Source organism: Pseudomonas fluorescens, assembly GCF_000967965.1.
Taxonomy (GTDB): Bacteria; Pseudomonadota; Gammaproteobacteria; order Pseudomonadales; family Pseudomonadaceae; genus Aquipseudomonas; species Aquipseudomonas grandcourensis.
In genome coordinates this window covers 1-18,749 of the sequence record NZ_LACC01000046.1, presented here as the reverse complement: position 1 = coordinate 18,749, position 18,749 = coordinate 1, and the positions used below count along the sequence as shown (strand labels likewise).

At 60.5% G+C, this 18,749-nt stretch carries 25 protein-coding genes; 9 read left to right on the top strand and 16 right to left on the bottom strand.

Features of this window, described 5'->3' with window-relative positions:
* Window position 1 precedes the first annotated feature (1 nt).
* From VC35_RS26635 to VC35_RS26620, 4 genes are all read right to left on the bottom strand, one after another.
* On the bottom strand, window positions 2-439 hold the full coding sequence (locus VC35_RS26635) for a DUF3995 domain-containing protein (RefSeq protein WP_046043631.1): 438 nt from the start codon (window positions 437-439) through the stop codon (window positions 2-4).
* A 101-nt stretch (window positions 440-540) separates the two neighbouring features.
* Window positions 541-1,554, bottom strand: coding sequence for an ABC transporter substrate-binding protein (locus tag VC35_RS26630; RefSeq protein ID WP_046043629.1), 1,014 nt, complete (start codon window positions 1,552-1,554; stop codon window positions 541-543).
* A gap of 118 nt (window positions 1,555-1,672) precedes the next feature.
* Window positions 1,673-1,876, bottom strand: a complete 204-nt coding sequence (locus VC35_RS26625; protein WP_046043628.1) for a hypothetical protein — start codon at window positions 1,874-1,876, stop codon at window positions 1,673-1,675.
* On the bottom strand, window positions 1,876-2,346 hold the full coding sequence (locus VC35_RS26620) for a hypothetical protein (RefSeq protein ID WP_007986246.1): 471 nt from the start codon (window positions 2,344-2,346) through the stop codon (window positions 1,876-1,878). The genes VC35_RS26625 and VC35_RS26620 overlap by 1 nt, the downstream gene beginning before the upstream one ends.
* Before the next feature lie 413 nt (window positions 2,347-2,759).
* Here VC35_RS26620 and VC35_RS30130 point away from each other — a divergent pair, with 413 nt between their 5' ends.
* The 3 genes from VC35_RS30130 to VC35_RS26610 all read left to right on the top strand — a co-directional run bounded on the left by VC35_RS30130 (window position 2,760) and on the right by VC35_RS26610 (window position 3,763).
* Window positions 2,760-3,008 carry a hypothetical protein gene (locus VC35_RS30130; RefSeq protein ID WP_080925406.1) on the top strand — a complete coding sequence of 83 codons (249 nt, stop codon included), beginning with the start codon at window positions 2,760-2,762 and terminating at the stop codon, window positions 3,006-3,008.
* Window positions 3,009-3,166: 158 nt separating this feature from the next.
* Window positions 3,167-3,397: a hypothetical protein gene (locus tag VC35_RS26615; RefSeq protein ID WP_008052572.1), complete on the top strand. Its 231-nt coding sequence runs from the start codon at window positions 3,167-3,169 to the stop codon at window positions 3,395-3,397.
* A gap of 129 nt (window positions 3,398-3,526) precedes the next feature.
* The gene (locus VC35_RS26610) at window positions 3,527-3,763 is read left to right on the top strand and encodes a DUF2789 domain-containing protein (protein ID WP_015094504.1); all 237 of its coding nucleotides are present in this window, start codon (window positions 3,527-3,529) and stop codon (window positions 3,761-3,763) included.
* A gap of 5 nt (window positions 3,764-3,768) precedes the next feature.
* Here the strand turns inward: VC35_RS26610 and VC35_RS26605 are convergent, their stop codons facing one another.
* From VC35_RS26605 to VC35_RS26595, 3 genes are all read right to left on the bottom strand, one after another.
* Entirely contained in the window at window positions 3,769-3,972 is a 204-nt protein-coding gene (locus tag VC35_RS26605) for a hypothetical protein (protein ID WP_046043627.1), read from the bottom strand.
* Between the two features lie 129 nt (window positions 3,973-4,101).
* The gene (locus tag VC35_RS26600) at window positions 4,102-5,325 is read right to left on the bottom strand and encodes a methyl-accepting chemotaxis protein (RefSeq protein ID WP_404942376.1); all 1,224 of its coding nucleotides are present in this window, start codon (window positions 5,323-5,325) and stop codon (window positions 4,102-4,104) included.
* Between the two features lie 619 nt (window positions 5,326-5,944).
* Window positions 5,945-6,349, bottom strand: coding sequence for a TraR/DksA family transcriptional regulator (locus VC35_RS26595; protein WP_007907888.1), 405 nt, complete (start codon window positions 6,347-6,349; stop codon window positions 5,945-5,947).
* Between the two features lie 370 nt (window positions 6,350-6,719).
* On the opposite strand from VC35_RS26595, the gene VC35_RS26590 reads away from it, so the two are divergent.
* Window positions 6,720-7,325, top strand: a complete 606-nt coding sequence (locus VC35_RS26590; protein ID WP_046043626.1) for a glutathione S-transferase — start codon at window positions 6,720-6,722, stop codon at window positions 7,323-7,325.
* 28 nt (window positions 7,326-7,353) lie between these two features.
* Here VC35_RS26590 and VC35_RS30125 read toward each other — a convergent pair whose 3' ends face one another.
* Window positions 7,354-7,662, bottom strand: coding sequence for a YdcA family protein (locus VC35_RS30125; protein WP_080925405.1), 309 nt, complete (start codon window positions 7,660-7,662; stop codon window positions 7,354-7,356).
* 175 nt (window positions 7,663-7,837) lie between these two features.
* Between VC35_RS30125 and VC35_RS26585 the strand changes: the two genes are divergently transcribed.
* Window positions 7,838-8,521, top strand: a complete 684-nt coding sequence (locus VC35_RS26585; protein WP_046043625.1) for a response regulator transcription factor — start codon at window positions 7,838-7,840, stop codon at window positions 8,519-8,521.
* Window positions 8,499-9,902: a sensor histidine kinase gene (locus tag VC35_RS26580; protein WP_046043624.1), complete on the top strand. Its 1,404-nt coding sequence runs from the start codon at window positions 8,499-8,501 to the stop codon at window positions 9,900-9,902. Before VC35_RS26585 ends, VC35_RS26580 begins: the two co-directional genes overlap by 23 nt.
* Window positions 9,903-9,966: 64 nt before the next feature.
* Here the strand turns inward: VC35_RS26580 and VC35_RS26575 are convergent, their stop codons facing one another.
* The 4 genes from VC35_RS26575 to VC35_RS26560 form a co-directional block, all read right to left on the bottom strand.
* The gene (locus tag VC35_RS26575) at window positions 9,967-10,377 is read right to left on the bottom strand and encodes an SRPBCC family protein (protein ID WP_046043622.1); all 411 of its coding nucleotides are present in this window, start codon (window positions 10,375-10,377) and stop codon (window positions 9,967-9,969) included.
* Window positions 10,378-10,406: 29 nt separating this feature from the next.
* Window positions 10,407-11,204, bottom strand: a complete 798-nt coding sequence (locus VC35_RS26570) for an SDR family NAD(P)-dependent oxidoreductase (protein WP_046043620.1) — start codon at window positions 11,202-11,204, stop codon at window positions 10,407-10,409.
* A gap of 294 nt (window positions 11,205-11,498) precedes the next feature.
* Window positions 11,499-12,095, bottom strand: coding sequence for a DinB family protein (locus VC35_RS26565; RefSeq protein ID WP_046043619.1), 597 nt, complete (start codon window positions 12,093-12,095; stop codon window positions 11,499-11,501).
* 72 nt (window positions 12,096-12,167) lie between these two features.
* Window positions 12,168-13,277, bottom strand: coding sequence for an NAD(P)/FAD-dependent oxidoreductase (locus VC35_RS26560; RefSeq protein WP_046043618.1), 1,110 nt, complete (start codon window positions 13,275-13,277; stop codon window positions 12,168-12,170).
* A gap of 118 nt (window positions 13,278-13,395) precedes the next feature.
* Here VC35_RS26560 and VC35_RS26555 point away from each other — a divergent pair, with 118 nt between their 5' ends.
* On the top strand, window positions 13,396-13,716 hold the full coding sequence (locus VC35_RS26555; RefSeq protein WP_046043617.1) for a DUF2388 domain-containing protein: 321 nt from the start codon (window positions 13,396-13,398) through the stop codon (window positions 13,714-13,716).
* Window positions 13,717-13,769: 53 nt separating this feature from the next.
* Here VC35_RS26555 and VC35_RS26550 read toward each other — a convergent pair whose 3' ends face one another.
* Window positions 13,770-14,702 (bottom strand): pyridoxal-phosphate dependent enzyme, encoded by a 933-nt coding sequence (locus VC35_RS26550; RefSeq protein WP_046043616.1) that lies wholly within the window; start codon window positions 14,700-14,702, stop codon window positions 13,770-13,772.
* A 104-nt stretch (window positions 14,703-14,806) separates the two neighbouring features.
* A complete protein-coding gene (locus VC35_RS26545) occupies window positions 14,807-15,598 on the bottom strand; it encodes an SDR family NAD(P)-dependent oxidoreductase (protein ID WP_046043615.1) in 792 nt (263 codons plus the stop codon).
* A 124-nt stretch (window positions 15,599-15,722) separates the two neighbouring features.
* Here VC35_RS26545 and VC35_RS26540 point away from each other — a divergent pair, with 124 nt between their 5' ends.
* Entirely contained in the window at window positions 15,723-16,667 is a 945-nt protein-coding gene (locus tag VC35_RS26540) for a GlxA family transcriptional regulator (RefSeq protein WP_046043614.1), read from the top strand.
* Window positions 16,668-16,739: 72 nt separating this feature from the next.
* Complete coding sequence (locus VC35_RS26535; protein ID WP_046043613.1) at window positions 16,740-17,399, top strand: methyltransferase family protein; 660 nt, start codon at window positions 16,740-16,742, stop codon at window positions 17,397-17,399.
* A 19-nt stretch (window positions 17,400-17,418) separates the two neighbouring features.
* Here VC35_RS26535 and VC35_RS26530 read toward each other — a convergent pair whose 3' ends face one another.
* Both VC35_RS26530 and VC35_RS26525 read right to left on the bottom strand, forming a co-directional pair.
* Window positions 17,419-18,081, bottom strand: a complete 663-nt coding sequence (locus tag VC35_RS26530; RefSeq protein ID WP_080925404.1) for an HAD-IA family hydrolase — start codon at window positions 18,079-18,081, stop codon at window positions 17,419-17,421.
* 60 nt (window positions 18,082-18,141) lie between these two features.
* Window positions 18,142-18,549 (bottom strand): response regulator, encoded by a 408-nt coding sequence (locus VC35_RS26525; RefSeq protein ID WP_046043612.1) that lies wholly within the window; start codon window positions 18,547-18,549, stop codon window positions 18,142-18,144.
* Window positions 18,550-18,749 lie beyond the last annotated feature (200 nt).

The window sequence follows — 18,749 nt, the reverse complement described above, 5'->3', positions numbered from 1 at the left end:
CTCAGACCCAGGCCACCGCCAACAACCCTGCCCCCAGCACCACACACAACGGCGAGTAAACCCAGGTGTCGAGCCGGGCGAACTTCGAGCCTTTGACCTCTTTGAAAAAACCCACCAGGTCCGAATCGCCAATGGCCCGGGCAAACAGCAAAATCGCAATCGCGCTGATCACCCACTGCAACGACCAGTGATGCAAGGGTGGCAGGCACCAACCCACCCGCAAGCACACCAGCACGGCAATCAACAGCAATAGCCCGGCCACCACCAGCGTGATCCAGCCTCTTGGCTTGAACGCCGGCCTCAGTTGCGCAGTACCCTCCTGTGGTACCTGCGGGACCGCCGCCACCGCCGCCCACTCGCCACCCAACGCCCAATACACATGCACCAGACTGATCACGGCGAAGATCGTCACCAGCGACTGAGCCAACAACAGGGTCATGGTTCAGAGATCCTTGAAAGGGATATGAACAGAACAGGCTAGTCGGCTTTTCCTGAAGTGCGCGGCCGAGTGCAAGACCAATTACTCATACCGGCGCCAGCTCACATTCCGGCGGAGACTTTATCCGCCACGTCCTTGGACAGCCAGGCCCGCCAGACGTCCGGATGGGCCTTCATGAACGCCTCGGCCGCCTGGCGCGGCGGTGTATGTTTCTCGCTCATCTCGGCCAGCGCCTTGTTTAGCGGATCGATCGGAAACTCGACCTTGGCAAAGAACTCGGCTATCTGCGGATATTGCTTCTGGAAGGGAGTGGACACACCGATCGACAACTTGGAGGCCAGGGAACGGGTCGGCCGTGGATCGGGGTTGTCGGCGTCGGTCAAGGTCTTCCAGGCTTCGGCGTCGAACGGTGGCTCTTCGAGTTGAATCAGCTTGAAGCGGCCGAGCAACGGCGTGGGCGACCAGTAGTAAAACAGCACCGGCTTGCCACGATGAATTGACGAACTGATCTCGGCATCCAGTGCCGCGCCCGAACCGCTGCGGAAGTTCACGTAGCTGTCGTCCAGCCCATATGCCTTGAGCTTCTGCTTGTTGACCACTTCCGAGGTCCAGCCGATAGGGCTGTTGAGGAAACGTCCCTTGGTCGGGGCTTCCGGATCCTTGAACACGTCTTTGTATTTCGGCAGGTCGCTGACACTGCGCAGGTCCGGCGCCAGCGGCTTGATGCCCTTGGCCGGATCGCCCTTGATCACATACTCCGGCACCCACCAACCTTCGGTAGCACCCTTGACCGTGTCGCCGAGGCTGACGACCTTGCCTTCGGCTTCCGCCTTGACCCACACCGGGCTGCGACCGGCCCACTCTTCGCCGATGACCTGGATGTCATTGTTGGCCAGCGCGGTTTCCAGGGTGATGGTGGTGCCCGGCAAGGTGTCGGTCGACAGCCCGTAGCCCTTCTCGACAATGATGCGCAGGACATCGGTAATCAGGCTACCGCTTTCCCAGTTCAGGTCGGCGAAGTGGATCGGCGCCTGGGCGGCAGACACCGGGACAGGTGTCGCCAGCACACCGAAAGTGGCCAGGACAGCGGCCAGCAACCGTCGAAATCCGTTCATGCTTTTGCACCTCGTGCTGTTCTCAGCAATAGCAGGATGGCCTGGCAGTAGACCGCAAAGCCTCTGAATACTCAGTCCACTGACTGTAGTAGAGGTTGCTGCTTTCGAGGTGCGTGGATCAGTTTTCGCAAGTTTCCTGCAAACGCATCAGCTCTCGTCTGACCATGCTGGCGTATGGCGCCGGTTGCAGTTGGTAAAGCTGTGACGCCACCCAGTTCAGCCAGGTTCCCTGCAGAATGGTCTTCTGTCCGAACAGCCGCCGCGCTTCGTCTTGAGCGCTGGCCAGGTTCTGTTCGTGGAAGTCGGCGCGGGTCAGGGACATCACTCGCTGGCCTTGAAGGTCACCAGCTCGCCCTTGCGCCACTTGGCCGCCTTGGCGGTCACGGCCTTGAGGGTCTTGGTCAGGCCTTCCTGCAACTGTTGATGGGCAGCGAACACCATCACCACGCTGTGACCTTCCTTGAACACGATCCCCTGGCCGTCGGCCGTGGTCACGAAGGCGTAGTCGCCAATTCCGTAAACCGTCAGCTTGATGTCGCGGAACTTGATGTCCAGCTTGCCGCCTTCGCGACTGGGCAGCACGGACGCGCTGAAATGGTCGCCGACCTTGAGCTTGAGTCCGGGCTTGTCGTCCACCACCAGGGCTGATTCGGTGTCGATTTCGGCAATATAAATGCCTTCAGCGTTCTGTTCGGTGATGTAAACGAAACGTGACTGAAACTGCTTGACCAGCTTTGCGCGCAAATCACCCAGCACAAACAAAGCATGCATATCGAGATTACTTACTGCCAAGGAAACATCCCCACATCTGAATAATGGTGCCGTGCGCGAAAAATGAACGCACAGCCAAAAAAGCGGCAATGCCGAAGGTGTAGCCAAAGAACCCGGGTTGAAGCCCTGAATGAGCAGTGCACTCATTCATCACGAAGATTGAGAAGACTACTGGAACGTCACTCGCGTCGTCCTGACTGGTGTTCGTCACAGGCTGAAGGAAAACACCCTTCCTGCTGCCAGAAAATTATGGACTATCAACTTCGGGGAAAAATCTCATCAAGAAAAAAACTTTTCCTACATATCGTCCGCAAAAAATTGCTTTAGATAAACATCATTCACCCACCAGTGAGGGTGATTCTAGAGCAGCGATGCTCTTGGCGACTAGCCAAAACGACGTACATACGTCGGTAAAACAATGAAAAGGACTTCATATGTGCACGCTGACACACTTTGCCTATCCCCTGGTGCCTGACTCGAAACCAGCACCGACCCCGCACCCGACACGGTTCTGCCTTCATGAACCGGCTCCCGATGCCCCGCCCCGCCCGCGATTTCAGGTGGTAATGGCGGGGATCGCCTTCTTTCACATCAAGGATATTTCTACAGGCTGTGTAAGAGGTTTCCGAGCTAATCATAACGAAGCCTGTGCCCTCGCCCGGTTTCTTGAATCACACGGTTGACATCCCACCGCGCTCGCTTCTATCGACGTTTCGTCTGCCCGCCGACTTATCTCAGCCGTCGACGGGCAACTGCTGCCATACTGCCCGCCCAATAAAACGGATCCGCAAAAAAATCGGGTTGCGTTGACAACAATGTATTTCCAAGGGAAGTCTGCAACGTGACGGAATTTGATATCGGCGAGTTTTTTATCCGGGGTGAAGCCAGAGAAGTCGAGGGTGAATTCCAGGCCGTGATTGTCATGCGCGCCAAACCACCGCTCAAGACCGTGACCTATCACCAGGTCGAAAAGGATCGCTGGTTCAAAACCCCGGATGTCGCCGCCATTGCGGCCCAGGAATCGGCCCGGGAACTGAAGGCCGCGGTCGATGCGGGTGCATTGAACGCCTGATGGTCGGGTTGGCGGTCTATGCTCATTGTTGCACTTGAACATCGTGATCGAACCCTACCGGTGCGGCGCCCTCGAATCCAGGGTGCGCCTCGTCCCTCGACCCGACTGATGACCTGCAAGGAGATGAAGATGGAATCACCGACCCACGACTTGAAAGGCCTGTTCGACCAACTCGGCCTGGACTCCAGCCAGAAAGCGATCGACGACTTCATTGCCGGCCATTTCCTGCCTGACGACAAGAAACTCATCGACGCCGAGTTCTGGTCACCGCAACAGGCCGGCTTCCTCAAGGAACAACTTCGCGAAGACGCCGACTGGGCGCGGGTGGTCGACGACCTGAACCTGCGCATGCACCAGACCCACTGACAACCTCAATGCAGGCTGCCGGGCGTTTCGGCGCTCAATTGCGCCAGCCAGGCGGCCTTGCACTCTTGCGCTTCGTCGCGACTGGAGAACGCCGTGCCCCGGCGTTCGCCATTGAGCAGCACGACCCAGCAAACCTTGCGTCCCATGGAGCGAAGATTGGCAGGTACCCCGCTGCCGATCATGACCGCGACATCAACTTTGCCTTGCATGCTGACCTCCCGAACTTCATTAGCAACCTAATTAGTAGGCATGTTAATTAGTTTTTCGGCGAGGAAACAGCAATACCCTGCACAGGTTAATTGCAGAATTTGCAACAATCACCTGGTAGCACGGCGTTTCTAGCGCGGCTTTTCCGGTTTGTAGCCCAGGCGCAAACCACCCCAATGCCGGCCCTTGAGCATGATCGGCACCGAAAGATCGTGCATCAACTCGCCGGTATCACGGGTATAGGTTTGCAGCAGCACGGCCTTCTGATGGCTGCCGCAGCGGATCCCGGTGCGGTCAGCGAACTTGCGTTTTGTCCGGTTCTGCAAGGCATCGACCTGCGCATCTCCCGTCAAAGGCTGGCTGAACACCTTGTTATGGGTCGGCACATAACCCTGTTGGGTGCAGGCGATGGCGAACACCAATCCTTCGTGACGCGGTAACAACGGCTCTTGAATCGCTGGCAAAACCTGATCGGTGTAGCGATCGAAACGCGTCTGGTACTTGGCGGGGCTGGTATTGGGGATGACCTGATAATTGCGGTCGAACAGATCGTCGAGACTGACTCGACCGGCATCGATATCCGCTTCGAAACGCGCTGCAATCTGGCTCGCGGCGTCCCGGGCCAGGTCATAGATGCGCTGGTGATAGTCATCCAGCCCCACTTCGGCAAGACGCTCGCTGATGGTTTCGGCTTGCCCTTCCATTTGCGCCGCCGCCTGGGCCAGGCGCTGAGTCTGCTGGTCGCTGACCACCAGATCGCTGCGCATCTGTTCGATGGCGTGAAACAGGCTGTCGAGTTGCTCACGGTTGATGTCTGCCCCTTGGGCGATTTCTCCGACCTGGGACTCGACGCTAGCCGCCAGTCGGGCAATGTTCTCCAGGTGCTGCCCCGTGCGTTCTACCTGGTCGACACCGGAGTCCAGGTCGCTGGACAGTTGGCGGATCTGTTCCACCACCTGCGCCGTGCGATGCTGGATGTCGGCCACCATTTCGCCCACCTCCCCCGTAGCGGTCGCCGTGCGTGCGGCGAGCCCGCGAACCTCGTCGGCCACCACGGCAAACCCGCGACCGTGCTCCCCCGCCCGCGCCGCTTCTATCGCTGCGTTCAACGCCAACAAATTGGTCTGGCTGGCGATGGATTGAATCACCAGGGTTACCCGCTGGATATCATCGCTGCGCAGGCTCAAGGCTTCGATCAGTTCACGGCTGTTGCTGGCGCGCTGGCTGAGCTGATGCATGCGCGCAATGGACTCGATCAATTCCGTACGCCCGACCACTCCGCTTTGATGGGCCTCGCTGGCGGCACTGAGCGCCTGGCGACTGAGCGTCGAGGTGGCCTGTTCCGTGGCGATCATGACCTCGGCATTGCTGACGATCTGTGCCGCCGCCTTGAGCTGCGATTGCAGTTTGTCCGCCAGTTGCCGAACCGAAAACGCCACACCGGCGGCTGACAGTGCGTTATGGCTGGTGGTGCAGGAAAGATCGCGAGTCAACTCGCCGATGGCATCGGGGTTGGCGGGGGCAGCAGCCTCAGGGGACGCGCGCGAGCGCAGGCGAGGCAGCCAGACAATCAATACGGCCAGGGGCAGGCCAAGGTAGAGCGGCCACTTGCCCAGCGTCATGCCACTTAACAACAGCATCAGGGCGATGCTTTGCAGCGTTGGCGTCAGCCAGCGGTTTTTCGGCAACAGCATGGGTGCGGGCACTGCCGCAACCAGAGACCCGTCTCTCGTCATCATCGTCACCCCGTAAAGCTTCTAATTGTTGTCTTCGCATTAAACGCCACCATAAAGCCATTATCCATGAGCCTTTAGTCGCGAACGTTGCAGCAGATCAATAGAAGAACCGGGAAATCGAAGACGGCAGAAAACAAAGATCGCAGCCTGCGCCAGCACCCTACTTCAATTGCGTAGGAGCTGGCGCAGGCTGCGATCTTTTCAAAGACAGCCCATATTGATGGACTGCCTCGCAGAATCAGGCCTGACGCTGGTGCTTGTCGATTTGCTCGTGACGTTCCTGAGCTTCGATGCAGTACTTGGTGGTCGGGCTGATCAGCAGGCGCTTGAGGCCAATCGCCTCGCCGCTGTCGTCGCACCAGCCGAAGCTGTCTTCCTTGATGCGTTCCAGCGCTTGTTCCAACTGAGGCAGCATGCGCTGGTCGCGATCGATCGCGTTCACCAGCCAGGTGCGCTCTTCTTCGACCGAAGCCGCGTCTGCCGGATCGGCCGGGGTGTCCAGGCTTTCGATGGCAATGCGGTTCTGTTCGATGCGCTCATGGGTTTCGACTTTCATGTTCTGCAACAGCTCGGAGAAAAAAGCGTGTTGCTCGGCATTCATGTAGTCATCCGCCGGCATGGCCAGCAACTTGTCCTTGGTCATTGATATCTCTATAAAAAAACGTGCATTAAGGCGAATAAGGGAGCGTTCCGGCAGACCTGGTCAGGCCATCGGAAAGGCGCCGTTTGTTCCAAGCGCCACCCGGCACTCAATTTACGAGGGGCGGCAGTCTACGGCCGACTTGAGGCCTCAGCAACTGAAAAGACTGCGAATTTGTCCGACAAAGCCCTGAAAATGCTCTAAGGCAGGCTTTGAGGCGGTAATCGGAGTGCGTTTATAGCAAGAAATTCAATCGAGCGGCTGTATATAGAAGACAAACGGCTGGCATCGGGCACTATTCACGGTCATTTGCAGGGCCGCGAACCTCAGCTAAGGTTGTCCCTCCCGAAATGGCCATATAAAGGAAAGGACCATGAAGCTGATCGGTATGTTGGACTCGCCCTATGTCAGGCGCACCGCCATTTCTGCCAAATGCCTGGGAATCGCGCTGGAACATCGATCGGTCTCGGTGTTTCGCCACTTTGAACAATTCCAGCAGATCAACCCGGTGGTCAAGGCGCCCACCCTGGTGCTCGACGACGGTGAGGTGTTGATGGACTCGACACTGATCATCGACTACCTGGAAACCCTGGCCGGCAACAGCCTGTTGCCCGTCGAGCCGAGTCAGCGCCTGCGCGCGTTGCGCCTGATCGGCCTGGCCCTGGCCGCCAGCGAAAAATCCGTGCAGCTTTACTACGAGCGCAACCTGCGGCCCGAGGAGATTCAATTCGAGCCTTGGGTGCAGCGGGTCGAAGGACAGCTGAGGGGAGCCTATTCGGCGCTGGAGCGGGAGCTGGAAAAACAGCCGCTGAAGACTGAGGGTTCGATTGATCAGGACGGCATCACGTTGGCAGTGGCCTGGAGCTTCACCAACCTGGTGGTGCCGGACCAGGTGAGTGCGGCGCAGTTTCCGCGAATCGCAGCGTTCACGAAGTATGCCGAGGGGCTTGAGGTGTTTGCCAGTACGCCGATTGACTGACAGAGTCATTTCGCCTGATCTGCATTGTTTATTTGCGTTTATAGCTTTTATTGCCACTGGGGGTCAGGCAATAAACGCCGCCTCTGGGCCCGGTACAAAACGAACCGGTGCCACAGGAACAACCCTGCGTGTCCTGGAACAACGTTTGCGGTCGCGCCTGGCTTTTACCGCCAAACATTGCCGAGCAACTTTTCTTCGAGCCACTGATGGAGCCGTCATTACACAGGAACAGATCGCCGTCGCATCGATCGATTCCACCTTTCTTCCCGGAACAGGGTGTATTGCCAGCCCAGGCAGGCGAACTGAAAACACTGAACAGCAACAGACAAATCGGCATCCAGCCACAGCGGATCGAGTTACGCACGATGCAGCACCCTATTGAAGTTATGGCCCAATGATATCAATGTTGCGAACTACGACCCCGGCTAGATGAAAGTTAATTTATTAAGTCGCGGGCAATTCTTGGCAAAATGCTCGCAACTTCGTAATGAACTGCTTATCAGGCCAGCCCTATGACCCGCATCTTGACCATCGAAGACGACGCCGTGACCGCCCGGGAGATTGTCGCCGAACTGAGTAGCCACGGCCTCGACGTCGACTGGGTCGACAATGGCCGCGAAGGGCTGGAGCGGGCGGTCAACGGCAACTATGACCTGATCACCCTCGACCGCATGTTGCCCGAACTCGATGGCCTGGCGATCGTCACCACCCTGCGGACCATGGGCGTGGCCACGCCGATCCTGATGATCAGCGCCCTGTCCGACGTCGATGAGCGCGTGCGCGGCCTGCGTGCCGGCGGCGACGACTACCTGACCAAACCCTTCGCCACCGATGAAATGGCCGCCCGGGTCGAAGTCCTGCTGCGCCGGCAGAACACCGTGACCGCCCAGGCCACCACGCTGCGGGTGGCGGATCTGGAGCTGAACCTGATCAGCCACGAAGCCAGCCGCGACGGTCAACTGCTGACGCTGTTGCCCACCGAATACAAACTGCTGGAATTCCTGATGCGCAATACCGGGCAAATCCTCTCGCGGATGATGATTTTCGAAGAGGTCTGGGGTTACCACTTCGACCCCGGCACCAACCTGATCGACGTACACATCGGCCGTCTGCGCAAGAAGATCGACCCACCTGGCAATGCCCCACTGATTCGGACCGTGCGAGGCTCGGGTTATGTCATTGCCGAACCCGTCTAAAGGCTGGCGCTCTTCCAGCAGCCGTCTGCTGGCGCTCTACAGTTCGCTGTTCGTGATCTGGAGCGGGATCCTCATGGGAGTCATGTACTACGAGGTTTCCGCTTACCTGGACAACCTGGCCAAGCATTCGCTGATGCAACGCCAGCACCTGTTTTCGCGCTTCTTTGGCGAGCAACTGGTGGACGCCCTCGCCGTCAGCATGACCTTCGACATCCGCGGCATCGACGCCTACGGCCTGTTCGATGCCCAACACCGTTACCTCAGCGGCGCCCTGCGCTACATTCCGGACGGTTTGCCGCTCGATGGCAAAATCTACATGCTGCGCGATTGCGACGCCTCCGACGACAGCGACGAGCAGACGCTGCCCGCCGACAGCTGCGACGCCGTGGCGACCCGCACCCTCGACGGCCGCTGGCTGGTGCTGGTGCGCGACAACGGATCATTGTTCGCCGTGACCCGAATCATTCTTCACGCCTTGTTCTGGGGGGTGACCCTGACCATCGTGCCGGGCATTGTCGGCTGGTATTTGCTGCGCCGCCGCCCGTTGCGGCGCATTCGCGGGATTCAGGCCAGTGCCGAAGCCATCGTCGCCGGCGACCTGAGCCGGCGCTTGCCACTGTCCAATCGGCGTGACGAACTGGACATGCTCGCCGCCATCGTCAACGCCATGCTCGAACGCATCGAGCGCTTGATGAACGAGGTCAAGGGTGTGTGCGACAACATCGCCCATGACCTTCGCACGCCCCTGACCCGCCTGCGCGCGCAGCTATACCGCATGCAACAGCAAGCCGGCGAAGGCTCGCCGCAGGCCATGCAACTGGACTTGGTGCTGGCCGAGGCCGATACGCTGATGGCGCGTTTCCGTGGCTTGCTGCGGATCTCCGAACTGGAAGACCGCCAGCGTCGCTCCGGCTTCGTGCAAGTCGACCCGGTGGCGTTGCTGCAAGAGTTGCATGAGTTCTACCTGCCACTGGCAGAAGACGACGGCTTGGTGTTCCAGCTGCACCTGCCCGCGTCATTGCCGTCCCTCAATGGCGACCGTGCGTTGATGTTCGAAGCGGTGGCGAACCTGCTCAGCAACTCGATCAAATTCACCCCGCCCGGCGGCGCGGTGATCTTGCGCGGGGTCAATGATGGCGGGCACACGCGTATCGAAGTGCTCGATTCCGGCCCGGGCATTCCCGAGGCGGAACGTGAAGCGGTGTTCCAGCGCTTCTATCGCGCCGAGGCGGGCAATCATAAAAGCGGCTTCGGGCTGGGGCTGTCCATCGTCGCGGCGATTGTCAGCCTGCACGGTTTTACCCTGGAAGTGGCCAGCAGCGAACTGGGTGGCGCGCGGCTGGTGCTGGACTGCCAGGAAGGCTTGATTACCCAGGCCTGACACAAAACCTGTGGCGAGGGGGGCTTGTCGGATCGCCACAGTTACCATTCACATGACAAATGCTTCAGCCCGGATAACGCGCCCGCAGCGCTTCAATTCCCCCCTGATACACACCCGCAAACAACGCTTCCACTTCCCCATCACTCACGCCAACCGGTTCAAACCGGCCCGACCAGGTCACCCGCGCACGCTCGCCAAGCGCTTCAACCTTGATCGTCGCCAAATAATCAGTCACCGGAAATGGCGAATGCACAAACGAGTAACTGTAGGTTTTCGCCGCGTTGTCGAACACTTGCAAACGCTCGACCACCACCGTGCCATCGCTGGTTTCCAGCCGGCGTACCCGCCCGCCTTCGCTCAGTTCGCTTTTGGGAATGAACGGAATCCAGTCCGGCAGCGAGTTGAATCCGCCAATCAATTGCCAGACCTGATCGGCCGAGGCCGGGACTTCGATCGTTGCTGATGCAGTTGCCATATCGGGTGCTCTCTCAAAATTTTTTGGGTTCAGATGGCCAGGCTGTCGACGACACCGCCGTCGACCCGCAAGGCAGCTCCGGTAGTGGCCGAGGATAACGGCGAAGCGATGTAGGCCACCAGATTGGCGACTTCCTCGACATCCGCCACGCGCTGGATGATCGACGTTGGCCGGGCCTTGCGCACGAACGCATCGGCTTCGTCCCGGGCGCTGCGTCCGGATTCGGCCGTGGCGTCCTTGAGCATGTCTTCCAGGCCATCGGTAAAGGTCGGGCCGGGCAGGATCGCATTGACCGTCACGCCGGTGCCGGCCAGGCGTTTGGCCAGGCCATGGGACACGGCCAGGTTGGCGCTTTTGGTCACGCCATAGTTGATCATGTCCGCCGGGGTCGCCACGCCGGACTCCGAAGACAGGAAGATCACCCGCCCCCAACCCTGCTTGACCATGTCCGGCGTGTAATGCCGGGACAGGCGCACGCCGGAGATCACGTTGACCTCGTAGAAGCGTGTCCACTCACTGTCCGGGGCGTCGAAGAAATCCACCGTGTTGAAGATCCCTAGGTTGTTCACCAGGATGTCTGCCCGTGGTTCGGCGGCGAACAGTTTTTCGGCGCCCTCAACGGTGCCAAGGTCTGCGGTCACGCCGCGCAACTGCGCACCGGGCACGCTTTGACGAATGCTCGCCATTGCCTGCTCGACCTTGGCCGTGTCGCGGCCGATCACCACCACCGTGGCGCCTGCCTCGGCCAGTGCCTTGCTGATGCCCAAGCCGATGCCGGCGGTGCTGCCGCTGACAATTGCGAGTTTTCCGCTCAAATCGATTTTCATGCTCAAGCTCCAATGAGGGGATAACGGAGTGCGCTCGGACGCCGCGCAAAAGGATCGGGAAGAGTGTAGCGGCCGCCCGGGTCAAGGGGCTGCTCACTCGTTTTGAAGGGATTGTTCAGCGGATGCCAGTGTTACTTCATGAAAGCTGCAGACCTTACTGCGGAGAGGAACTTGCGCCCTCGCCAGATGTATCCAAGTGTGGCCTACCTGTCAGCTCTCGAGATACAGGGTGCGATCCGGCGTTCCACCTTTCGATACAGTGCTGTTGGCCCCGTCGATAGCCTGAACCGGAGTTCAACGATATCGATTCGGCAAAACACTCGTCGCACTGGAAAACTGCACCGCACAGGGCGGCGCCACTATCGGGGCATTGATCGACTGCAGGAGCACCGGTTCGGACTCGCGCAGGTACACCGGCATGTCGGTCACCGGTGGCATGGCCGGAATCTCGAAGTACATCTGCACCACCCAGCCACGGTGATAGCTGGCGTGGTTGACCACGTGCATCAGCATCGCACCGGCGCTCATGGTGCCGCTTTCGCCCGAGACAAAGGTGAATTCCAGGAGCTTGTCCAGGGAGGCGTCGGTTTGCCGGGCACTCCAGTCGCAGTACCAGCGATCGATGGCTTTTTGCGCCATGCGCAGTTCGGACAGGTCGGCGTGCAGCAGGTCGTGTGAGGTCTTGAAGCCATGCCCCCGGCCTTCAAGGTGCGCTTGCCAGATGCAATCGACCACGTAGACATGATTGAGGGTGCCGATCATGTTTTTGAACACCGACACCCGTTCTTTTTTGACTTCGCCCGGAGGGAGCGCCGCGAGGCTGTCAAAGAGGCGCTGATTGGCCCAGCGTTTGTAATCGGCCAGCAGGCAGGCAGTGCGTACGGTGATCATCAGAGTTCTCCGATGGCGGTAAGCGCACTCCCTAGCATAGACCCGATGGCCGCACAGCAGCGCCAGCCCTGATCATCGGTCGTCCAGGCGTTGCACCACGAGTTCGGCGAGGGCCAGGCAACTGGTCAGCCCCGGTGATTCGATGCCGAACAGATTCACCAGCCCCGCCACCCCATGTTCGGCACGAGCGCTGATGAGAAAGTCGGCAGCCGGCTCAGTCGGCCCGCTGATTTTCGGGCGAATGCCGCTGTAGGCCGGTTGCAGGCTGTTGTCCGGCAAACCCGGCCAATAGCGGCGGATCGCCTGATAGAACCCCTCGGCCCGGTGGGGCTCGACGCGGTAATCGATGTGCTCGACCCATTCGACATCCGGCCCGAAGCGCGCCTGCCCGCCCAGGTCCAGCGTCATGTGCACACCCAGTCCCGCGCTCTCCGGGGCCGGATACACCAGGTGGCAAAACGGTGCCCGGACGCTGAGACTGAAATAACTGCCCTTGCACAGATACGCCCAAGGAATGAATTGCCCCGGCAGTCCGACGATGCTGCTCGCCACCTCGGGAGCGGACAACCCAGCGCAATTGATCAATTCGCGGCAGCACAATGTCATGGGTTGACTGCCGACCATGTGCAGCTCGAAACCCTGCTCGATGCAACGGGCCGATAGCAGCGGCGTGTGCAAGGCCAGCGTCGCGCCAAACCTTTGGGCATCACCCTGAAGCGCCAGCATCAACCCGTGGGAGTCGACAATGCCGGTAGACGGCGACCACAGCGCCGCGACGCAGGACAACGCCGGTTCTAGCTCCCGGGCCTGCGGGCCATCCAGCCATTGCAGGTCATCGACACCATTGACACGCCCCTGCTGCAACAGGCGCTGCAAAGCCGAGCACTGCTGCTCATCGGTGGCCACGATCAGCTTGCCCACACGCCGGTAGTCGACACCGTGCTCATCGCAGTAAGCGTAGAGACGCTGCTTGCCGTCCACGCACAACCGCGCCTTGAGGCTGCCGTCCGGGTAATAGATGCCGGCGTGAATCACTTCCGAGTTACGCGAACTGATGCCCGTGCCGATGCCCCCGCCGGCCTCGACCACCAGCACTTCCCGCCCGCTCATGGCCAGGGCCCTGGCCACCGCCAGCCCGACCACGCCAGCCCCGATCACCACGCTTTGAATATCGACGTTCAACGACCTTGCCTCCCTCTCACCCCGCTCCTCGCTAATGCCAGGGAACTCTCGGTGACCGCCACGCATCCTAAACTATGTGGTACTTCCCTTATGCTTCATGCTGTCGGAGGACACCGTCATGCGCCGCATATTTATCATTTCTTCCTTGGTACTTTGTTTGCCCTTCGGCTCGGCCTTTGCCAAAGTGGATGCCGAAGATGTCGCCACCTCAGCCGGGGTTTCCGCCTCGCTGTACTCAACGTTCAAAGACCACAAACTCATGATTCCCGCCCGGGATGACGCATCCAGTTTCGTCGCCAGTGGCGGTGCGATTCGTGGTGCTTACCTGGAGGCGGTGTTGAAAAAGATCCGTCAGGACAATCCCGCCCTCAACAACGCAAGCGACGAAGACCTGGCCCGCGCCATTCTCGTCCAGGAAGGCGTTGCCGCCGATCACTGAAGATCGTCATCGCCAGCGGTGGGGCTTGTGACACCGGGATAGCGTTTCCGGCCCTACCTGGCGTGCGTGCCGGTGGACAAACGTGACCATCCGGCCACGAGTTGCGCGTTGATACTCACCCCGCCGCACACCACGATCACCACGTCACGGGCGTCGGCAATCGCCGGGTGATCCAGGTAGGCAATCGCCAATGAAACACCGCACGCCGGTTCGACCAGCTGCCGCAAATCATTGGCGTAACGCACCACGCCCATGATCGCCTCATCATCACTGAGCACCACGCACTCATAGGGGAAATCGCTGATGTGTCTGACCGGCCAGGCGGCCACTTGCGCGGCGCCCAGGGACGTGGCGACGGTGTCGATTTTCGCCAGTTTGACCGGGTACCCGGCCGCCATCGCCGCGGCGAACGACGCCGCGCCTTCGGTTTCGCAGGCTACGATGCGGCAATCGGTGTGCCGATGACGAATCAGTCCGGTGAGCAGCCCCGCCAGCAAGCCACCGCCGCCCACCGATGTCACCAGCACATCTACTGGCGGGCAGTCTTCAAGGATTTCATCGACCATGGTGCTGTGCCCTTCCCACAACAGCGGGTGGTCGAAGGCCGGCACAAATTCACTGCGTGGGTCCTGGGCGAGTTCCCGTGCCCATTGATTGGCTTCGTCCCAGACCTTGCCGTGCACGATCACCTCGGCTCCGGTATTGCTGATCCGCGCCCGGGTACTTTGCGGGGTGGTGTGCGGCACCACGATGCATGCCTTGAGCCCCAGGCACGCAGCGGCCATGGCCGTGGCCAGTCCCGCGTTCCCGGCAGAGGGGCAGACCACCTTGCGCTTGCCCTGCTGCACCGCCCGGCTGCACAGCAAACCCATGCCGCGCAACTTGAACGAGCCGCTGGGTTGCAGGTTTTCCAGTTTCAGCCAGATTCGGCGGGTCGGGGTCGAGAGGCCAGGGTGCAGGATCAAAGGCGTTCGGATGTGAAGCATGTCGGTTCCTGTTACACGCCACCGGCTCGCCGAACAGGTCAACGAGCCAGCGGTGAACGGTCCTCTCATGCAAGTTTAGTTCACCCGGCCTCGGGGCGACCGTCTCAGCGATAACGCGGCGCCGCCACGCAATTGCCAAACAACCCGGACAACGTCTTGCGCTGGGCTTCGTAACGGTCCCACTGACTGCCATCGTGCAGCCCTGGAATGGTCACCACTTCGCCAGCCGCCAGGCCAACGAGCGCGGCATCGACCATGTCTTCGGCGGACATCACGATTTCCTTCGGCAGGTTTTCCACCGGGTTGCCGGCCTCGCTCCAGAAATCGGTGGCGGTCGCCCCCGGCAACACCGCCTGGATGCGTAGGCCTTTGTCTGCCAGTTCATGCTGCATCGACTGGCTCAGGCTCAAGACGAACGCCTTGGTCCCACCGTACACGCCGTTGAGGATTTGCGGAGCGATGGCGACGATGGAGGCGATGTTGATCACGGTGCCGGTACCCCGGGCGACGAAGCCCGGTACGGCGGCATAGGCCAGGCGCATCAACGCCGTCACGTTGAGGTTGATCATCGCTTCCATGTCATCCACGGGACTGGCGAGCAGCGGCATGACGGCACCGACCCCGGCGTTGTTGACCAACAGGGTGATGCTGGCGTCGTTATGCAGGATCTGTTCGACCCGCAGCGAATCCGCCTTGATCGTCAGGTCGGCGGCCACCACCTCCACGGTGCGCCCGGTTTCGTCGCTCAAACGGTTGGCCAGGGCATTGAGCTTGCCCTGGCTGCGGGCCACCAGAATCAGGTCGTAACCCTGTCGGGCCAGGCGGTCGGCATACACCGCGCCGATGCCCGAAGAAGCGCCGGTGATCAGTGCAGTGCCTTTGGATGAAAGCGCCATGGTGCAATTCCTCTACGGTGAGGCGAGAGATTCGCCGGGTGCTGACCGTTATAAAGGGACTTACGAATGTCTCAAATGACGTTTAAAGTACGTTTTTCGGACATAACCGTTTGAGGACAGGCCGATGATCAACGTGGCGTTCGTGGTTTTCGAGGGTTTCCAGTCCATGGCGCTGGCCGCCATGCCGGTATTCGAGTACGCCAATTTCAGTGCCGCCGAGGCGCTGTATGACGTGCGCGTGCTGTCCGAAAACGGTCACAACCTGCGCGCCTCCGGCGGCTTGAGCGTTGGCACCGAAGCATTTGACGGGCGCGTGTTCGACACGGTAATCGTGGTCGGTGGCGACTCCATCGTCGAACAGGCCCCCGAGGCCGTGCTGGATTACCTGCGGGCCAGCATCAACACTGCACGCCGTACGGCGTCGATCTGTTCCGGGGCGTTCGTCATGGCCCAGGCCGGCTTGCTCGACGGACGGCGGGCCACCACCCACTGGGCCTACGCCCGGGAACTGCAGGCGCGGTTTCCGGCGATCAAGGTCGAGGCCGATCGCATCTACGTGATCGATGGCTCGATCTGGACCTCCGCCGGCATGACGGCGGGTATCGACCTCGCCCTGGCCATGGTGGAAAAGGACCACGGCGCCGAGTTGGCACGGGCCGTGGCGCAGAAACTGGTGATGTACCACCGCCGCGCCGGCGGCCAGTCGCAGCACTCGGCGTTGCTGGAGCTGGAGCCGAAATCCGATCGTATTCAAACCGTGCTCGGCTACGCCCGGGAACACCTGGCCCAGCCCCTTTCGGTGGAGCAACTGGCACAGGTGGCCAACCTCAGCCCCCGGCAATTCAGCCGGGCGTTTCGCGCCGAAACCGGGCAATCGCCGGCCAAGGCCATCGAAAATCTGCGCCTGGAAGCGGCGCGACAGATGCTCGAACGCGGGCGCCTGACCCTCGACCAGATCGCCCTGGAAACCGGGTTCACTGACCGCCGACGCATGCGCGAAACCTTCCTGCGGGTGTTCGGGCAACCGCCGCAGGTGATTCGGCGCAATGCAAGAGCAGAGGTAGCTTGATCGCGCCCTCGCCCGACTTGGGAACCCTCGGTATCTACACTGAACCTGACGGAGGTTACTTTTGGAGGCACCATGAAAATCTCGGCCAAACTGGCGTTTTTCGCCGTCGTCAGCACCCTCGCCTACCTCGCCCTGGCGATCTGGGGGCTGGGTGGTTTCGCAGCCTACTTCAGCCACGGTTCACTGGTCGTCGTTGCCCTGGCCACCCTGATCATGGCTGTCGCTTCTCTGTTCACCGAGGTCAACCTGAGTTCGGGGGAACGCGAAGACCGGGCCAACCGCTGGGTCATCCCGGCCTTCGGCGTGATCGGGTTGCTGAGCGGGTTTCTGCCGGCCTATACCGACCGCATCGATTTCTGGACTTTTGGCGGTGAGGGCGTGCGCTGGTTCGGCGCGCTGTTGTTCATCGTCGGCGGCGCGCCGCGGTTGTGGCCGGTGTTTGTGCTGGGCAAGCGCTTCAGTGGGCTGGTGGCCATTCAGCCGGGGCATCGACTGGTCACTGATGGGATCTACCGCAACCTGCGCAACCCCAGTTATCTGGGGATGATGGTCATCGGCATGGGTTGGGCACTGGCTTTTCGTTCTGGTGTCGGGCTGATATTGGTAGCGCTGACGCTGATCCCGCTGATCGCGCGCATTCACTCGGAAGAAGCCTTGCTGAGGGCGCAGTTCGGCAGCGAATACGAGGCCTATTGCGCCCGCAGCTGGCGGCTGATCCCAGGACTTTACTGACAGAAACACTGATCCAACATTAGACGGCGTGCAGGCGCAGACCTTCGGCATCCACCAGAACTTGCACCGATTCATAACTTGCCAACGTCGCATGCGGCGTCTCAACAGGCTGCTCATGAGTCGCCGTGACAATCATCAAGTCCGCCCCCGCCGCCTCGGCCGCCAGAATCCCCACCGTGGCGTCTTCAAAAACCAGGCACTGCCCAGGCTCGACACCCAGGCGCCGGGCCGCGAGGCGGTAACCCGCGGGGTCCGGTTTGCCGGCAGTCACATCCTCTGCGGTGATCATGATGGCAGGTTCGGGAATCCCCGCTGCCGCCATCCGCCGCAATGCCAGTTCCCGCGGGGCGGAAGTGACGATGGCCCACTGACGGGCTGGCAAAGACCGCAAGAATTTCGACGCGCCAGCCACTTCCAATACCCCATCGACATCGACGATTTCCGCTTCGGTAATCCACGCGGCTTCGGCCTCGGCATCCACCCCGGGCAAGCCCAGACGCCTGATGGTGTCGATGGCGCGGGCACCGTGAATGGTCGGCAGGAAGGTCTCGACATCGACGCCATGGCGCACGGCCCAGGTGGTCCAGACCCGCTCGGCGGCAGCAATGGACGTCAGGACGGTGCCGTCCATGTCGAACAGAAAGGCACGGTAGGTCGAGTTGAATACAGAGTGATCGGACAAGGAAAAGAACCTCGCGGGTACCGGACGGATTTGCCCGGCAATGTAGCATCTGCGCGCAGTTCAGTTGAGTCGTTTGGACTTGAACGTCTGGCCCACGCAATCGAGCAGCCCGCCAATCATCCAGGGTTTCTTGATGAAGGAGACCGCGTGCCGCACGCCTGCGCTTTCAGGGGTTTCGAAACCGGACATGATCATGATCGGCTTGTCCGGCCAGCGATCGCCGAACTGGTTGGCCAGGTCCGCGCCGTTGAGCATGCCGGGCATGGTGATGTCTGTCAGCAGCATGTGCACCTGCGGCGCATGCTGTTCCAGATAGATCGCTGCCGCGTCCGCACTGATTTGCGGCTCGACGACAAAACCTTCCTCCTGAAGAATCTCACAGAGAAACTCCAGGATCATCGGGTCGTCCTCAACCACCAGAATCAACCCGCCAGGGAGATCTCCACCCGCCGTCGGTACTCGACTCATGACTGTGCCGCTCCCTGATTGCCTCAATGATTTCGCGGGTTCTGATCCGCCACCTAAAAGGTATGAGCAGCGGACTCGGCGGAAATTCATTTTTGATGCAGTCAGGCGACCGGTCTCAAGCGTCCTGATCAATCTTGCGCATCTGGCGGCACGTTATCCCTGAAGCCCTGCGGAAAAAACCTGTGGGAGCGAGCCTGTGT

Excerpts from the sequence above, each read along its gene's own strand:
- VC35_RS26600 (WP_404942376.1), bottom strand. The coding sequence starts at position 5,325 with ATGATCGCCACGGAACAGGCCACCTCGACGCTCAGTCGCCAGGCGCTC.
- VC35_RS26535 (WP_046043613.1), top strand. The coding sequence starts at position 16,740 with ATGAAAATCTCGGCCAAACTGGCGTTTTTCGCCGTCGTCAGCACCCTC.
- VC35_RS26540 (WP_046043614.1), top strand. The coding sequence starts at position 15,723 with ATGATCAACGTGGCGTTCGTGGTTTTCGAGGGTTTCCAGTCCATGGCG.
- VC35_RS30125 (WP_080925405.1), bottom strand. The coding sequence starts at position 7,662 with ATGCCGATTTGTCTGTTGCTGTTCAGTGTTTTCAGTTCGCCTGCCTGG.
- VC35_RS30130 (WP_080925406.1), top strand. The coding sequence starts at position 2,760 with ATGTGCACGCTGACACACTTTGCCTATCCCCTGGTGCCTGACTCGAAA.
- VC35_RS26610 (WP_015094504.1), top strand. The coding sequence starts at position 3,527 with ATGGAATCACCGACCCACGACTTGAAAGGCCTGTTCGACCAACTCGGC.
- VC35_RS26575 (WP_046043622.1), bottom strand. The coding sequence starts at position 10,377 with ATGGCAACTGCATCAGCAACGATCGAAGTCCCGGCCTCGGCCGATCAG.
- VC35_RS26550 (WP_046043616.1), bottom strand. The coding sequence starts at position 14,702 with ATGCTTCACATCCGAACGCCTTTGATCCTGCACCCTGGCCTCTCGACC.
- VC35_RS26570 (WP_046043620.1), bottom strand. The coding sequence starts at position 11,204 with ATGAAAATCGATTTGAGCGGAAAACTCGCAATTGTCAGCGGCAGCACC.
- VC35_RS26590 (WP_046043626.1), top strand. The coding sequence starts at position 6,720 with ATGAAGCTGATCGGTATGTTGGACTCGCCCTATGTCAGGCGCACCGCC.
- VC35_RS26565 (WP_046043619.1), bottom strand. The coding sequence starts at position 12,095 with ATGATCACCGTACGCACTGCCTGCCTGCTGGCCGATTACAAACGCTGG.
- VC35_RS26545 (WP_046043615.1), bottom strand. The coding sequence starts at position 15,598 with ATGGCGCTTTCATCCAAAGGCACTGCACTGATCACCGGCGCTTCTTCG.
- VC35_RS26635 (WP_046043631.1), bottom strand. The coding sequence starts at position 439 with ATGACCCTGTTGTTGGCTCAGTCGCTGGTGACGATCTTCGCCGTGATC.
- VC35_RS26585 (WP_046043625.1), top strand. The coding sequence starts at position 7,838 with ATGACCCGCATCTTGACCATCGAAGACGACGCCGTGACCGCCCGGGAG.
- VC35_RS26605 (WP_046043627.1), bottom strand. The coding sequence starts at position 3,972 with ATGCAAGGCAAAGTTGATGTCGCGGTCATGATCGGCAGCGGGGTACCT.
- VC35_RS26595 (WP_007907888.1), bottom strand. The coding sequence starts at position 6,349 with ATGACCAAGGACAAGTTGCTGGCCATGCCGGCGGATGACTACATGAAT.
- VC35_RS26580 (WP_046043624.1), top strand. The coding sequence starts at position 8,499 with ATGTCATTGCCGAACCCGTCTAAAGGCTGGCGCTCTTCCAGCAGCCGT.
- VC35_RS26525 (WP_046043612.1), bottom strand. The coding sequence starts at position 18,549 with ATGAGTCGAGTACCGACGGCGGGTGGAGATCTCCCTGGCGGGTTGATT.
- VC35_RS26630 (WP_046043629.1), bottom strand. The coding sequence starts at position 1,554 with ATGAACGGATTTCGACGGTTGCTGGCCGCTGTCCTGGCCACTTTCGGT.
- VC35_RS26625 (WP_046043628.1), bottom strand. The coding sequence starts at position 1,876 with ATGTCCCTGACCCGCGCCGACTTCCACGAACAGAACCTGGCCAGCGCT.
- VC35_RS26555 (WP_046043617.1), top strand. The coding sequence starts at position 13,396 with ATGCGCCGCATATTTATCATTTCTTCCTTGGTACTTTGTTTGCCCTTC.